Source organism: Paraburkholderia sp. SG-MS1, assembly GCF_012275575.1.
Taxonomy (GTDB): domain Bacteria; phylum Pseudomonadota; class Gammaproteobacteria; order Burkholderiales; family Burkholderiaceae; genus Paraburkholderia.
In genome coordinates, this window is the sequence record NZ_NPIH01000192.1 from 1 (window position 1) to 15,767 (window position 15,767).

General features: G+C 61.7%; 14 protein-coding genes and 2 pseudogenes. 13 read left to right on the forward strand and 3 right to left on the reverse strand.

The window, feature by feature from the left end:
* The 3 genes and pseudogenes from CIC12_RS14755 to CIC12_RS14765 form a co-directional block, all read right to left on the reverse strand.
* Positions 1–119, reverse strand: a pseudogene (locus CIC12_RS14755) (2-methylcitrate synthase); the annotation flags it as partial.
* Positions 120–171: 52 nt separating this feature from the next.
* Positions 172–1,188: an HpcH/HpaI aldolase/citrate lyase family protein gene (locus tag CIC12_RS14760; protein WP_168664834.1), complete on the reverse strand. Its 1,017-nt coding sequence runs from the start codon at positions 1,186–1,188 to the stop codon at positions 172–174.
* Positions 1,189–1,368: 180 nt separating this feature from the next.
* The gene (locus tag CIC12_RS14765; protein WP_168664835.1) at positions 1,369–2,352 is read right to left on the reverse strand and encodes a malate dehydrogenase; all 984 of its coding nucleotides are present in this window, start codon (positions 2,350–2,352) and stop codon (positions 1,369–1,371) included.
* Between the two features lie 583 nt (positions 2,353–2,935).
* On the opposite strand from CIC12_RS14765, the gene CIC12_RS14770 reads away from it, so the two are divergent.
* From CIC12_RS14770 to CIC12_RS33760, 13 genes and pseudogenes are all read left to right on the forward strand, one after another.
* Positions 2,936–3,736, forward strand: a complete 801-nt coding sequence (locus CIC12_RS14770) for a GntR family transcriptional regulator (RefSeq protein ID WP_168664836.1) — start codon at positions 2,936–2,938, stop codon at positions 3,734–3,736.
* Positions 3,737–3,892: 156 nt separating this feature from the next.
* Positions 3,893–4,309, forward strand: coding sequence for a succinate dehydrogenase, cytochrome b556 subunit (gene sdhC, locus CIC12_RS14775; protein ID WP_168664837.1), 417 nt, complete (start codon positions 3,893–3,895; stop codon positions 4,307–4,309).
* 3 nt (positions 4,310–4,312) lie between these two features.
* The gene (sdhD, locus tag CIC12_RS14780; protein ID WP_168664838.1) at positions 4,313–4,681 is read left to right on the forward strand and encodes a succinate dehydrogenase, hydrophobic membrane anchor protein; all 369 of its coding nucleotides are present in this window, start codon (positions 4,313–4,315) and stop codon (positions 4,679–4,681) included.
* A gap of 4 nt (positions 4,682–4,685) precedes the next feature.
* A complete protein-coding gene (gene sdhA / locus CIC12_RS14785; RefSeq protein WP_168664839.1) occupies positions 4,686–6,461 on the forward strand; it encodes a succinate dehydrogenase flavoprotein subunit in 1,776 nt (591 codons plus the stop codon).
* Between the two features lie 24 nt (positions 6,462–6,485).
* A complete protein-coding gene (locus tag CIC12_RS14790) occupies positions 6,486–7,190 on the forward strand; it encodes a succinate dehydrogenase iron-sulfur subunit (RefSeq protein ID WP_168664840.1) in 705 nt (234 codons plus the stop codon).
* Between the two features lie 84 nt (positions 7,191–7,274).
* A complete protein-coding gene (locus CIC12_RS14795; protein WP_168664841.1) occupies positions 7,275–7,547 on the forward strand; it encodes an FAD assembly factor SdhE in 273 nt (90 codons plus the stop codon).
* A gap of 82 nt (positions 7,548–7,629) precedes the next feature.
* Positions 7,630–8,931: a citrate synthase gene (gltA, locus tag CIC12_RS14800; protein ID WP_168664842.1), complete on the forward strand. Its 1,302-nt coding sequence runs from the start codon at positions 7,630–7,632 to the stop codon at positions 8,929–8,931.
* 296 nt (positions 8,932–9,227) lie between these two features.
* Positions 9,228–10,637: a 3-isopropylmalate dehydratase large subunit gene (gene leuC, locus CIC12_RS14805; protein ID WP_168664843.1), complete on the forward strand. Its 1,410-nt coding sequence runs from the start codon at positions 9,228–9,230 to the stop codon at positions 10,635–10,637.
* 5 nt (positions 10,638–10,642) lie between these two features.
* On the forward strand, positions 10,643–10,801 hold the full coding sequence (locus CIC12_RS14810; RefSeq protein WP_168664844.1) for an entericidin A/B family lipoprotein: 159 nt from the start codon (positions 10,643–10,645) through the stop codon (positions 10,799–10,801).
* Between the two features lie 86 nt (positions 10,802–10,887).
* Positions 10,888–11,541, forward strand: a complete 654-nt coding sequence (gene leuD, locus CIC12_RS14815) for a 3-isopropylmalate dehydratase small subunit (protein ID WP_121320183.1) — start codon at positions 10,888–10,890, stop codon at positions 11,539–11,541.
* 80 nt (positions 11,542–11,621) lie between these two features.
* Positions 11,622–12,689 carry a 3-isopropylmalate dehydrogenase gene (leuB, locus tag CIC12_RS14820; RefSeq protein ID WP_029971412.1) on the forward strand — a complete coding sequence of 356 codons (1,068 nt, stop codon included), beginning with the start codon at positions 11,622–11,624 and terminating at the stop codon, positions 12,687–12,689.
* 349 nt (positions 12,690–13,038) lie between these two features.
* Positions 13,039–14,160, forward strand: a complete 1,122-nt coding sequence (gene asd, locus CIC12_RS14825) for an aspartate-semialdehyde dehydrogenase (RefSeq protein WP_168664845.1) — start codon at positions 13,039–13,041, stop codon at positions 14,158–14,160.
* A gap of 1,147 nt (positions 14,161–15,307) precedes the next feature.
* Positions 15,308–15,767, forward strand: a pseudogene (locus tag CIC12_RS33760) (FimV/HubP family polar landmark protein); the annotation flags it as partial.

The window sequence follows — 15,767 nt, forward strand, 5'->3', positions numbered from 1 at the left end:
GTGCACAGCGCGGTGTTGCCCGCCGTCACGCCGGACAGCGCGACGGATTTCTTCGGTTTGAAGCCGCTTTGGGATTCGTTGCCGCCTTGTGCACCCACGGCTTGCGTCGTCTCGCTCATCTCCCGCGTTCTCCTATATGCCTGCTCGTAGCTGCTGTCTGAACCGTGCCACTCAAGGTGCCGACCGTCCGTTAGCGCCCACTTCCGCGAACAGCGGCGCGGCGTCCGGCGGCACGGCGCGGCCCGTGAATTGTGCGCGGCGCAGCACCGACCAGTAATAACGATAGCTCGCGCGATCGTGCAGCGTATCGTGATGGCGCGTCGGGCCCCACTGCGCGGATTGCGCGGCCAGGAGGATGTCGGTAGCCGTGGCGATCTCCTCGTCGCGCGGCGCAAACGCGGCGACGATTGCCTCGATCTGCGCCGGGTGGATGCTCCACATGCGCGTGTAGCCAAATTCGTTGCGGGCGCGTGCGGCGTCGTGGGCGACCACCCCCATGTCGCGCACTTCCGTGCTGACATTGTGCGACGGCACTTTGCCATGCGCATGGCAGGCGGCCGAGATTTCCAGCTTCGCGCGTCGCACCAGCGGATGATCGAACTGGCCCGGCGAGCGCATGGCGGTGTCGGGAATCGCGCCGTCGTGTGCGGAGACGAAATCCATCAGGCCGAAGCTCAGGGCTTCGACGCCCGGCAGCGCGGCCAGATCGAAGACGCGCGCGAGCGCGCCGTGGGTTTCGACCAGCAGTTGCACCGGCACCGGCTGCGCGATGCCGAGTTCGCGCCGCGTTGCCTCGATGAATGCGACCATTTCGGCGGCGTCGGGCACGTTGCGGATTTTCGGCAGGGTGATGTAAGCGGGTGCTCGCTTCGCGGCGCGGAGGATGAGGCGGACGTCGTCGCGCCAATGCGCGTGAGCGAAGTCGTGAATCCGCACGCCGACGCGGCCGAAGCGGTCATGCTCGCTGCCCAGCAGCGACGCGACCAGCTCCGCGTGTTCCGCTTCGCGGCCGACTTGCGCGCCATCTTCGCAATCGAGCGTGATATCGAACACCGGACCCAATTGCTGCTGCAAAGCGAGCGATTTCAGCATCAGCTTTTCACTGCCGGCGTAGTGGTCGCAGGCAGGCAGCACGGTGGGCGGCACTTCGCCGTCAAAGAGCACTTCGGCGGGTGTGAGGGCGCGCATCTTCGGCGTCAGGGTGTGGGTGGTGATTGGTGAAAATCCGATTCGGACGGGTTCTGCCCGACCACGGTGACGTGGTGGCAAAACGCGTTCGAATCGGCTGCGAAACGCTGCGTTCTCACGAAAAAAACCGGAACCCGCCGCGGTAACGCTTCGGAGTTCCGGTTCATCGGCATGGAATGCTTAGCCGAGCAGGTGCTGAACGCCTTCGCGTTCTTCCAGCAGTTCCTGCAGCGTGGCGTCCATCTTTTCGCGCGAGAACGCGTCGATTTCCAGACCTTCCACGCGCTTGTACTCGCCGTTTTCGCACGTGACCGGCACACCGTAGATGATGTCTTCCGGAATGCCATACGAGCCGTCCGACGGAATGCCCATCGTGACCCACTTGCCGTTCGTGCCGAGGACCCAGTCACGCACGTGGTCGATTGCAGCGTTAGCCGCCGACGCCGCCGACGACAGGCCGCGCGCTTCGATGATCGCCGCGCCGCGCTTGCCGACGGTCGGGATGAACGTGTTGCGGTTCCATTCTTCGTCGTTGATCAGCTTGGTCAGGTCCTGACCTTCAGCCGTTGCAACGCGGAAGTCCGGGTACATGGTCGGCGAGTGGTTGCCCCACACGGCCAGCTTTTCGATCGATGCGACCGGCTTGCCCGACTTGGCCGCCAGTTGCGAAAGCGCGCGGTTGTGGTCCAGACGCAGCATCGCGGTGAAGTTCTTCTTCGGCAGATCCGGCGCCGACTTCATCGCGATGTACGCGTTCGTGTTGGCCGGGTTGCCGACCACCAGCACCTTCACGTCGCGGCTTGCGACATCGTTCAGCGCTTTGCCCTGAACCGTGAAGATTTCGGCGTTGGCCGACAGCAGATCCTTACGCTCCATGCCCTTCGAACGCGGACGCGCGCCGACCAGCAGGGCCACGTCTGCATCCTTAAATGCGACCTTCGGGTCGTCGGTGATCACGACGCCCGACAGCAGCGGGAATGCGCAGTCATCCAGTTCCATCACGACGCCTTTGACGGCGCCTTGCGCTTGCGGCAGGTCGAGCAGTTGCAGGATGACCGGTTGATCCTTGCCGAGCAGGTCGCCATTGGCGATGCGGAACAGCAGGGAGTAAGCGATTTGACCTGCGGCGCCGGTGACGGCAACGCGCTTTGCGGGCTTAGCCATTGAGAAATCTCCAGGACGATGCGTTAGACGCTAGGGAAAACGCCATTCTATATGCGCGTTCAGCGAAGCGTTATGAAACACGGCGGAATTCACTGTTCGCGTGCGGCCTCTAGATCTGCTGAGACCGGGCGGCGTGCTGCGGCAAGACCGCCGTGCCGGAAACCTGTACTACCGAGCTATCGGACGCTCTCCTCGGGTGCTTCGCGCCAGGCCCCCGGAAGGGCAGGAACACGTGGGGACGGCCCGGCATTTTCCTGAGAGAGCGGGACTGGGACAGCGAGGCGCCGGGGTAGCCGCTGCACGGTGCGGGCTCCTGCAAACAGCGCGTTTCGGCAAGCGTCGGACCAACGGATGGCGGCGAATCGAAACCTGAACTGCGAGGGAACAGCATGGTGCAGAGTGGCCGCTGGCGCATTGCGGCGCTGCCTGAAAACAGCCGCCGAAAATCCCGCAAACCCTTGCTCGACAAGGAGTGTAGGAGCCGTGAAGCACAAAGTCAACATTATCTTATGTCTTATATAAGACACATCTATGGCGGGGAAAACCCTAGACGCACCCCAGCCCTTTATGATGAAATGCGCGCATGAATTCGAACCCGGCGAACACCACGAACCCGAACGGCCAAGGGGCCGCAGGCGAGGGTGTATCTGCTGCCGCTCCCGCTGCGTCACCCACTTTCAGTCCCTTGTATCAGCAGATCAAGGGGTTGATTACGCAGAGCCTTGAAAGCGGTGAGTGGAAACCCGGCGAGATCATTCCCAGTGAAGTCGAATTGGCGGCGAGATACAAGGTCAGCCAGGGAACGGTGCGCAAAGCGATCGATGAGCTTGCCGCCGACAACCTGCTGGTGCGCCGCCAGGGCAAGGGCACGTTTGTTGCAACGCACAACGAGGACCGCGCCCAGTTTCGCTTCCTGAGGCTCCTCGCCGACGACGGCGCGGAGCACCCGCACGTGAGCCGCCTGCTCGAGTGCCGGCGCCTGCGCGCGTCGGCGGACATCGCCCGGCAACTCGATCTGAAGCCGGCCGATCCGGTCGTGCTGATCAAGCGTTTGCTGCAGTTTGACGGTGAAGTCACCGTGCTCGACGAAATCTGGCTGCCCGGCGCCGTGTTCCGCGGGCTCACGCTCGAACGGCTGTCGGAATACAAAGGTCCCCTGTACGCGATGTTCGAGACGGAGTTCGGCACCCGCATGATCCGCGCGACGGAGAAGATTCGCGCGGTGGCGGCAGAGCCGTCGGTGGCCGATCTGCTGCACGTGCCCGCGGGTTTTCCGCTGTTGTCGGTCGAGCGCGTGTCCTTTACGTACGGGGACCGGCCGGTTGAAGTCCGGCGAGGTTGGTATGTCACAACCGGGTATTACTATCAGAACGATCTGAGCTGAATCGGGCTGAATTCAGGCGCGGCGTCCCACACGCGTGCCTGTTTGACGGCGCTTTATCGCGCGTGCTGTAACGGACCTGTCGTGGTTTTCGCTGCAGCGCGATATAAAAAGGCGCTAAAATTGCGGATTAGTGTGACTACATAGTAGGGGTCTAGCATGGCTGAAGCGGTAAAAAAACCGAGGCCGGAATTCCGGAACATCGGTATTGGGCAAATATTGACGGCATACCGTCTCCCGCTAGCGGGACGTGTGTCGATTCTGCACCGTGTGAGCGGTGGTCTGCTGTTTGTTTTTCTTCCGTTCCTGCTGTACCTCTTTGATCAGAGCCTGACTTCCGAATTGAGTTTCGAAGTCTTCAAAGGTTTCCTCTCCAACATCATCGTCAAGCTCATCACGCTGGTTCTCGCGTGGGCTTTCCTCTTTCACTTCTGCGCCGGCGTTCGTCACCTCGTGATGGACACCAACCACAATGCGGTGACGAAGGAAAAAGGCAAGTCGACCTCTATCGTGGTCATCGTCGTGTCGTCGCTGCTCACCCTTGCATTCGCGGCAAAACTGTTCGGAGCATTCTAAAAAATGTCAGCTAATAACCGAATCGGTTCGAAGCGTCTCGTCGTCGGCGCGCACTACGGTTTGCGCGATTGGCTCGCGCAACGCATTACCGCCGCCGTGATGGCAATCTACACGGTGATCCTGCTCGCGTGGTTCTTCGGCGCGCACGACTTCTCGTACGAAGGCTGGGCGTCGATCTTCGCGACGCAATGGATGAAGCTCGCCACGTTTGTCACGCTGCTGTCGCTGTTCTATCACGCGTGGGTTGGTATCCGCGACATCTGGATGGACTATGTGAAGCCCGTTGGCGTGCGCCTGACGCTTCAGGCGCTGACGATCGTCTGGCTGCTCGCATGTGCGGGCTACGCTGCGCAGATTCTCTGGAGAGTGTAAAAGAATGGCTGCAATCAAGAATTCTCTGCCGCGTCGCAAGTTTGACGTGGTTATCGTCGGCGCAGGCGGCTCGGGGATGCGCGCTTCGCTGCAACTCGCGCGCGCCGGTCTGTCGGTGTGCGTGTTGTCCAAGGTGTTCCCGACGCGTTCGCACACGGTCGCCGCTCAGGGCGGCATCGGCGCTTCGCTCGGCAACATGAGCGAAGACAACTGGCACTATCACTTCTACGACACGATCAAGGGCTCCGACTGGCTCGGCGACCAGGACGCGATCGAGTTCATGTGCCGTGAAGCACCGAACGCAGTCTACGAACTCGAACACTTCGGCATGCCGTTCGACCGTAACGCGGATGGCACGATCTATCAGCGCCCGTTTGGCGGCCACACCGCGAACTACGGCGAAAAGCCGGTGCAACGCGCCTGCGCGGCGGCTGACCGTACCGGTCACGCGCTGCTGCACACGCTGTACCAGCAGAACGTGGCTGCAAAGACGCAGTTCTTCGTCGAATGGATGGCGCTGGATCTGATCCGCGACGCCGACGGCGACGTGCTCGGCGTGACCGCGCTGGAAATGGAAACCGGCGACGTGTACATCCTCGAAGGCAAGACCACGCTGTTCGCCACCGGCGGCGCGGGCCGGATCTTCGCAGCCTCGACCAACGCGTTCATCAACACCGGTGACGGCCTGGGCATGGCGGCGCGTTCGGGCATCGCACTGCAAGACATGGAATTCTGGCAGTTCCACCCGACCGGCGTGGCTGGCGCGGGCGTGTTGATCACCGAAGGTGTGCGCGGCGAAGGCGGCATTCTGCGCAATTCGAACGGCGAGCGTTTCATGGAACGCTACGCGCCGACCTTGAAGGATCTGGCGCCGCGCGACTTCGTTTCGCGTTCGATGGACCAGGAAATCAAGGAAGGCCGCGGCGTGGGTCCGAACAAGGATCACGTGCTGCTCGATCTGTCGCACATCGGCGCAGAAACGATCATGAAGCGTCTGCCGTCGATCCGCGAAATCGCGATGAAGTTCGCGAACGTCGATTGCATTAAAGAGCCGATTCCGGTTGTGCCGACCATCCACTATCAGATGGGCGGTATCCCGACGAACATCAACGGTCAGGTCGTCGGTACGCCGCGCGGCCACGAAGAAGTCGTCAACGGTTTTTACGCAGTGGGCGAATGCTCGTGCGTGTCAGTGCACGGTGCGAACCGCCTGGGCACGAACTCGCTGCTCGACCTGGTGGTGTTCGGCCGCGCGGCTGGCAACCATATCGTCAAGCATGTGAAGGACATGAAGGAGCACAAGCCGCTGCCTGCCGACGCTGCTGATTTCGCCTTGTCGCGTCTGGACAAGCTCGACAAGTCGTCGTCGGGCGAGTACGCGCAGTCGGTCGCGAACGACATCCGCGGCACGATGCAGGCTCACGCCGGCGTGTTCCGTACGTCGAAGCTGCTGGCTGAAGGCGTCGAGCGCATCCGCGAAGTGGCAGAACGTGTCGATAACATCCATCTGAAGGACAAGTCGAAGGTGTTCAACACGGCGCGCATCGAAGCGCTGGAAGTGGCGAATCTGATCGAAGTGGCACGTGCCACGATGGTCTCCGCCGAAGCGCGCAAGGAAAGCCGTGGCGCGCACGCGCAGAACGACTTCGAACATCGCGACGACGAAAACTGGCTGCGCCATACGCTGTGGTTCAGCGAAAGCGATCGCCTCGACTACAAGCCGGTTCACATGCAACCGCTGACCGTCGAATCGGTGCCGCCGAAAGCGCGTACCTTCTAAGGCACAAGTCAAAGGAATTCAGAAATGGCAAAGCGTACATTTGAAATTTACCGCTACGACCCGGACAAGGACGCAGCGCCGCGCATGCAAACGTACGAGGTCGAAATCGATTCGCACGAACGCATGCTGCTCGATGCACTGCTCAAGCTGAAGGCAATGGACGAGACGTTGTCGTTCCGCCGTTCGTGCCGAGAGGGCGTGTGCGGTTCGGACGCAATGAACATCAACGGCAAGAACGGTCTCGCCTGCTTGCAGAACATGAACGACCTGCCGCAAAAGATCGTGCTGCGTCCGCTGCCGGGTCTGCCGGTCGTGCGCGACCTGATCTGCGATTTCACGCAGTTCTTCAACCAGTATCACTCGATCAAGCCGTACCTGATCAACGATACGCCGCCGCCGGAAAAGGAACGTCTGCAGTCGCCGGAAGAACGCGACGAGCTCGACGGCCTGTACGAATGTATTCTGTGCGCTAGCTGCTCGACCTCGTGCCCGAGCTTCTGGTGGAATCCGGACAAGTTCGTCGGCCCGGCCGGCCTGTTGCAAGCCTATCGTTTCATCGCGGACAGCCGTGACGAAGCGACGGCTGAACGCCTCGACAACCTGGAAGATCCGTACCGTCTGTTCCGTTGCCATACCATCATGAATTGCGTCGACGTTTGCCCGAAGGGCCTGAACCCGACCAAGGCGATTGGCAAGATCAAGGAATTGATGGTTCGCCGCGCTGTCTAGGATGAATAACCCCCACGCTCCCTATCGTTCGCTGCCCCCCGAGGGGGCGGTCAGTACGCTTGGGGCGGCCCGGCGCGTACTGACATGAACGAAACATCGCATCAGTCCGACCCTCTCCGCCGCGCGCGCCTTCGCTGGCGCGCGCGGCGGGGCCTGCTGGAAAACGATCTGATCTTCGAACGTTTTTTCGGCCGATATGAGCATGACCTCAGCGATGCCGACGTGGGCGCTCTCACGCGTCTGCTCGAACTGAGCGATAACGACCTGATGGACTTGCTGCTCGTGCGCAAGGAACCGGAAGGCGAGCTTGCCGACCCGGATGTCATTCGGGTGCTGGAGCTGCTGCGCAACGCTTGAGCGCCGCCAGTCCGCGGCGAGTCCGTTGTCCAGGCGTGCGATTATCGAAACCCTGTATCCATACTTCGATTGAGGATGTGCTATGACCCCGTCAGATGTTAAAGCCACGCTATCGTTCAGCGACAATTCGCCGAGCGTTGAAATGCCGATTTACAAGGGCACGCTCGGTCCGGACGTAATCGACATTCGCAAACTGTACGGCCAGACCGGCAAGTTCACGTACGACCCGGGCTTCATGTCGACGGCGGCGTGCAATTCGGCAATCACCTACATCGACGGCGACAAGGGCGAGCTGCTGTACCGAGGCTACCCGATCGACAACCTCGCGGAAAACGCCGACTTCCTCGAAAGCTGCTATCTGCTGCTCAAGGGCGAACTGCCGAACGCGAAGCAGAAAGAAGAGTTCGTGAACACCGTCACGAAGCACACGATGGTGCATGAGCAGATGCACTTCTTCTTCCGCGGTTTCCGTCGCGACGCGCACCCGATGGCGATTCTCGTCGCCGCAGTCGGCGCGCTGTCGGCGTTCTATCACGACTCGCTCGACATCAACAATCCGCGTCACCGTGAAGTGTCGGCGATCCGCATGATCGCAAAGCTGCCGACTCTCGTCGCGATGGCGTACAAGTACAGCATCGGTCAGCCGTTTGCGTACCCGAAGAACAACCTGTCGTACAGCGCGAACTTCATGCACATGATGTTCTCGAATCCGTGCGAAGACTACCAGGTCAACGACGTGCTGGTGCGCGCGCTCGACCGTATCCTGATCCTGCACGCGGACCACGAGCAAAACGCGTCGACCTCGACCGTGCGCCTTGCCGGTTCGTCGGGTGCGAATCCGTTTGCGTGTATCGCGGCGGGTATCGCGTGTCTGTGGGGCCCGGCGCACGGCGGCGCGAATGAAGCCGCGCTGAACATGCTGGAAGAAATCGGCTCGGTCGACAACATTCCTGAGTTCATCAAGCAGGTGAAGGACAAGAACTCGGGCGTGAAGCTGATGGGCTTCGGTCACCGCGTCTACAAGAACTACGATCCGCGTGCAAAGCTGATGCGCGAAACCTGCCACGAAGTGCTGGAAGAGCTGGGCCTGCACGACGACCCGCTGTTCAAGCTGGCAATGGCACTGGAAAAGATCGCTCTGGAAGACGAATACTTCGTGTCGCGTAAGCTGTACCCGAACGTCGACTTCTATTCGGGCATCGTGCAACGCGCGCTGGGCATCCCGACCTCGATGTTCACGTGTATCTTCGCGATGGCACGTACGGTCGGCTGGATTGCACAGTGGAATGAAATGATCGCTGATCCGGAACAGAAGATTGGCCGTCCCCGTCAGCTGTTCATCGGCGACACGCAACGTGAAGCGAAGCCGATCGCGCAACGTTGATCGGCTTAGCTCTGCCTGGCTCGTCAAGTTTGATTGATTGGTGAGGAGCGAGCGCGGAGTCTGCTGAAGGAAAAACGCCCCAACGGGCTCGCCGTTGGGGCGTTTTGTTTTTGACCCGAAGCCGTCGATGAAAAGGGGACGCCCGCTTGCCGGGTAACGTCGATACAGGTATCGGCACTACCACTCAACTCTCTGTTTTTTATCAGTTTTTCCGCTGATCGAACGGCCCACGACGGGGCGCTGCGTGGCATAATCGACTGACACAGTCAGCCCGCAGTCATTACTACCCGCATACCATGGCACAGACTCTCTACGACAAATTGTGGAACACGCACGTGGTCCACACCGAAGAAGACGGCACGACGATCCTTTATATCGACCGTCATCTGCTGCACGAAGTGACCAGCCCGCAGGCGTTCGAAGGCCTGAAGCTGGCTGAACGTCCGGTGTGGCGCATCAGCGCGAACCTGGCGGTGTCGGACCACAACGTGCCGACCACGGACCGCACCCACGGCATCGCCGATCCGGTCTCCAGGCTGCAAGTCGACACGCTTGATGCGAATTGCGACGCCTATGGCATCACGCAGTTCAAGATGAACGATATGCGCCAAGGCATCGTGCACATCATTGGGCCGGAGCAGGGCGCCACGCTGCCGGGCATGACGATCGTCTGCGGCGACTCGCACACGTCCACGCACGGCGCGTTCGGCGCGCTGGCGCATGGCATCGGCACGTCGGAGGTGGAGCACGTGCTGGCTACACAAACGCTCTTGCAGAAGAAGAGCAAGAACATGCTGGTGAAGGTCGACGGCCCGCTGCCGCGCGGCTGCACCGCCAAAGACATCGTGCTCGCGATCATCGGCAAGATCGGCACCGCTGGCGGTACGGGCTACGCGATCGAATTCGGCGGTTCGACGATTCGCGCGCTGTCGATGGAAGGCCGCATGACGGTCTGCAACATGGCGATCGAAGCGGGCGCACGCGCGGGCATGGTTGCGGTCGACGACACCACCATCGACTACCTGAAAGGCCGTCCGTTCTCGCCGGAAGGCGTCGAGTGGGATCACGCGGTCGAGTACTGGAAGCAGTTCGAGTCTGACGACGGCGCGCATTTCGATCGCGTGGTCGAACTGAACGCTGCGGAAATCGTGCCGCAAGTCACATGGGGCACGTCGCCGGAAATGGTCACCGCCGTGGACGGCCGTGTGCCGGACCCGGAACGCGAAAAGGACCCGGTCAAGCGCGATGCGATGGAACGCGCGCTGAAGTACATGGCGCTCGAGCCGAACGCGCCGATCGAGTCGATCAAGCCGGATAAAATCTTCATCGGGTCGTGCACCAACGCGCGCATCGAAGACATTCGCGCCGCGGCTTACGTCGTGAAGAAGCTGGGCCGCCGCGTCGCATCGAACATCCGTCTGGCCATGGTGGTGCCGGGTTCGGGGCTCGTGAAGGCGCAAGCGGAACGTGAAGGCCTCGACAAGGTCTTTACCGACGCCGGTTTCGAATGGCGCGAACCGGGCTGCTCGATGTGTCTCGCGATGAACGCCGACCGGCTGGATCCGGGCGAGCGTTGCGCATCGACGTCGAATCGCAATTTCGAAGGTCGTCAGGGCGCCGGTGGACGTACCCACCTCGTGAGTCCCGCGATGGCTGCGGCTGCGGCGATCGAAGGGCATTTCGTCGATATTCGCAAGCTTGGGTAAATCGCATGATGAAGAACATGAATCGCAGCACTCTATTGCGCCACTTCGCACTCGGTACGCTCGCTGGGCTATTGCTCGGTCTGGCCGGTTGCAACACGGTGCACGGATTCGGCCAGGACATGTCGCACCTCGGCAATTCGATCAGCAATCACGCTGATAAATAAGCGGTTTTTGATTTTTGCCGGCGATGCGGCGTGCGGCTTTCCGGCCGCCACCCGTATCGCCCGGTCTTGAAACAGGCGCAAGCGTCATGGATAAATTCATCGTACACACCGGCGTCGTGGCGCCACTCGATCGCGAGAACGTCGACACGGACGCGATCATTCCGAAGCAATTCCTGAAGTCGATCAAGCGCACGGGTTTCGGTCCGAACGCATTCGACGAATGGCGTTACCTCGACCACGGCGAGCCGGGCCAGGACAACTCAAAGCGTCCGCTGAACCCGGATTTCGTGCTGAATCAGCCGCGTTATCAAGGCGCTTCGGTGCTGCTGGCACGCAAGAATTTCGGCTGCGGCAGCTCGCGTGAGCACGCACCGTGGGCATTGCAGCAGTACGGCTTTCGCGCGCTGATCGCGCCGAGTTTCGCCGACATCTTCTACAACAACTGCTTCAAGAACGGCCTGCTGCCGATCGTACTGACCGAGCAGCAAGTCGATCATCTGTTCAACGAAACGTACGCGTTCAATGGCTTCCAGCTGACCGTCGACCTCGAAGCGCAAGTCGTGCGCACGTCGGATGGCGGCGCGGAGTATCCGTTCGAGGTTGCGGGCTTCCGCAAATACTGCCTGCTGAACGGTTTCGACGACATCGGCCTCACGCTGCGTCACGCGGACAAGATTCGCCAGTTCGAAGCCGAGCGCATCGCGAAGCAGCCTTGGCTGAGCCACCGCATCGTCGGTTAATGCATGAGTAGCACGAGGGGCCTCGGCCCGCGCGTTGAATCACGCTCAACACTCTCGAAGAAAATCATCAAGGAATTCGCATGAAGATCGCAGTGTTGCCGGGCGACGGCATCGGTCCCGAAATCGTCAAGGAGGCCGTCAAGGTCCTGAACGTGCTCGGCGAAAAGTTCGAACTCGAGGAAGCACCGGTTGGCGGCGCGGGCTACGAAGCGAAGGGTCATCCGCTGCCCGATTCGACGCTGGCGCTGGCGAAGGAAGCCGACGCGATCCTGTTCGGCGCCGTCGGCGACTGGAAGTACGACAAGCTCGAACGCGCGCTGCGCCCTGAGCAGGCGATTCTCGGTCTGCGCAAGCACCTGCAGCTGTTCGCGAACTTCCGTCCGGCTATCTGCTATCCGCAATTGACCGGCGCGTCGTCGTTGAAGGAAGAGATCGTGTCGGGTCTCGATATCCTGATCGTGCGGGAACTGAACGGCGACATCTACTTCGGCGCGCCGCGCGGCGTGCGCGAAGCGCCGGACGGCCTGTTCGCCGGCGCGAAGGAAGGCTTCGACACGATGCGTTATTCGGAGCCGGAAGTGCGCCGCATTGCACACGTCGCGTTCCAGGCGGCGCAAAAGCGCGGCAAGAAGCTGACCTCGGTCGATAAAGCCAACGTGCTCGAAACGTCGCAGTTCTGGAAGGACGTGATGATCGACGTGTCGAAGGAATACGCTGACGTCGAGCTGTCGCACATGTACGTTGACAACGCGGCGATGCAACTGGTGAAGGCGCCGAAGTCGTTCGACGTGATCGTCACCGGCAACATGTTCGGCGACATCCTCTCCGACGAAGCCGCCATGCTGACGGGTTCGATCGGCATGCTGCCGTCGGCATCGCTCGACAAGAACAACAAGGGCTTGTACGAACCGTCGCACGGCTCCGCACCGGATATCGCGGGCAAGGGCGTAGCCAATCCGTTGGCTACCATCCTGTCGGCGGCAATGATGTTGCGCTATTCGCTGAACAAGGCAGAGCAGGCAGATCGCATCGAAAACGCAGTGAAGAAGGTGCTCGAGCAGGGCTATCGCACCGGCGACATCCTCACGCCGGGTTGCAAGCAGGTCGGCACGGTCGCGATGGGCGACGCCGTCGTTGCAGCGCTGTAAAGCGCATCGGGCTCAGGCAGTAATCAGGTCCTCAAACGGCCTTTCAAACGCGAATCGGCCTTAAAACAGGCCCATTCGCGTGCAACACAACACGGGCGACAGCGGCGAATGACGTCGCCAGATTCCGGTTTTCGTGTATATTGTAACGATGGCGCAGATCTCCCAAATCTCCTCGATTTCCAAACTGCACGGCACAACGGGCCGTGTGGTTGAGTTCGCCATTACCATTAAAACGATTACCCCGAAAACGATCACGAAACGCTGATCGTCCGTCGTGCCCGCTCATCTTCCCCGCGCGGTCACTGCGGGCAAAGATGCGGGGAAGTCTCCATTCGAAGGGTATGAAGTCATGAACGTAGGTCTCGTAGGTTGGCGCGGCATGGTCGGCAGCGTCCTGATGCAACGTATGCAGCAGGAAGGCGATTTCGACTTGATCGAACCGGTGTTTTTCAGCACCAGCAACGCGGGCGGCAACGCGCCGTCGTTCGCCAAAAACGAGACCAAGCTCAAAGATGCGACAAGCATCGAAGACCTGAAGAAGTGCCAAGCGATCATCTCCTGCCAGGGTGGCGACTATACGAACGAAGTGTTCCCGAAGCTGCGCGCAGCGGGCTGGAACGGCTACTGGATCGATGCCGCTTCGTCGCTGCGCATGAAGGACGACGCGGTCATCATTCTCGATCCGGTCAACCTTGACGTGATCAAGAATGCGCTGGTCAAGGGCCAGAAGAATTTCATCGGCGGCAACTGCACCGTCAGCCTGATGCTGATGGCGCTGGGCGGCCTGTTCCGCGAAAATCTCGTCGACTGGATGACGGCCATGACCTATCAGGCCGCTTCGGGCGCGGGCGCGCAAAACATGCGCGAACTGCTGCAGCAAATGGGCACGCTGTACGGCGCGGCCAAGGAAGACCTGGCTGATCCGTCGTCGGCAATTCTCGACATCGACCGCCGTGTGCTGAGCGCAATGAACAGCGATCGCATGCCGACCGATAACTTCGGCGTGCCGCTCGCCGGCTCGCTGATTCCGTGGATCGACAAGGATCTCGGCAACGGCATGTCGAAGGAAGAGTGGAAGGGGGGTGCCGAAACCAACAAGATTCTCGGCAAGCCGGCCATGGGCACGCCGGGTTCGATCCCGGTCGACGGTTTGTGCGTGCGCATCGGCGCAATGCGCTGCCACTCGCAGGCGCTGACCATCAAGCTGAACAAGGACGTGCCGTTGGACGAAGTGAACAGCATCCTCGCGTCGGGCAATGACTGGGTCAAGGTCGTGCCGAACGAACGCGAAGCGTCGATGCGCGATCTGTCCCCGGCGGTGGTGACGGGCACGCTGACGGTGCCGGTCGGCCGGGTACGCAAACTTGCGATGGGCGGCGAATATCTGTCGGCCTTCACGGTCGGCGACCAGCTGCTGTGGGGCGCGGCTGAACCGCTGCGTCGCATGCTTCGCATTGTGCTCGACAAGTAAAGTAAACTACGCGGTCACGACGCGTAGAAAACTTAAGAAGCGTCGCGCTTGCGCGACGCTTTTTTCATTGTGTGCTTCGATTATCTTGTCTCCTTCCAATCGCAAAAAAGGGCTGCGCGCTGACGCGCCAGGAGTCCCGATGAACCTTCGATTCTCGTCCATTCGGGCTATGTTCACTCATCAGGAGAAGGGCCGTTTGACGAGCCGTCCGGCGGCCGCTGCTGCTTTGGTTTTTGTGCTGGCCAGCGTGGGCGCGGCGAGTGCCGTTGCCGCGCCAGGCGATGCCGCGAGCGCGCCGGACGCCGCGCCGGCTTCGTATGCGGCCGGTAGTCAATATACGGTGCGGCCAGGGCAGTCGTTGAACGACGTGGCCATCGCCGTCACGCAGTCGCACGACCGGGCAACGCTCGTGCGCGCATCGCGCGCGTTGTTCGACGCGAACCCGGGCGCGTTCATGGCGCATGACCCGAGCCGGATGCGCGTAGGAGCGGTGCTAACTGTGCCCGCGCTGGACGCGTCCGGAGCTTTGGCGGCGTCGTCGGCGGGGGCTCAAGGGGCTGCGGGTGCTTCGGCGCCCAATGCGGCGGTTGGTGCGGCGAGCGGTGCCGCGCCAGTCGATGCAACGACTGCAAGCGCGGCGAATGCAAGCGCTGCGGCACATGCTTCGGCGTCTGCGCCTGCGGTCTCTGGGACGGCCAGTGCAGTGGCGCAGGCAAGCTCGCCCGCGTCAAGCAGCGCGGCTGTGAGCGGCGCTATTACATCGACATCGGCGCCTGCAGCGGCGGGTTCGCAGGTGGCTGCGGCGCCGGCCAGCGACGCGCATGAGTGGTCTGGATCGATTCAGCCGCCAGCGAGTGCGCCAACTGAAAGCGCCCCGACACTGCCTACTGGGACAACTCCGGCGCCTGGCGCCGCGCAAGCGGCGTCGCAACCGCGCGCGCAGGTTTCCAGCCTGCAGCAACTGCTTGCGTTGAAGAACCGCGTGCTGATGGAGCTACAGAAGCATGGTATCGGCGGTGCGCCGGTCGCTACCAGCGGCACGGCGGCGGCGGGCGTTGCGAAGCCGGTTGCCGGAGCGTCGCCGGCCACATCGGCGGCATCCAATCATGGCGCTGTGGCGGTTGCTCCCGCGTCGAATGGTGGCGGGATGTCGCAGAAAGAGTTGAGCATCGCGGCGGCGGTTGGCGCAGCACTGGTTGTGCTGCTGACGGCGTTGCGCATGCGTCGGCGTAAGCGCGAAGGCGCGGCTTCGGCGGACGGCGAAGTGGCGGCGTCGACGCGAGCAGGTGACCCACGGGACAGCGATGCGGTTCGCGGGCAGACGCCCATGCGCGAAGTGTCGGGCGCGGACGATGGTGACGCCGCGCGGCAGGCTGCGGCATTGGCGGTAGCTGAGCGGGCTGCGGCGGAACGGGCTGCCGCAGAACAGGCTACGGCAGAACAGGCAGCAGCTGACAAGGCAGCAACTGAACGCACCGCGACAGAACGCGCAGTAGCCGAACGCGCCGAATCAGAATGCGCGGCGGCAGAACAAGCGGCGGCGGAGCAACAAGCAGCGGCCGACCGAGCCGCTGCAGAACACAAACCGCTCATTCAGGCATCCCATA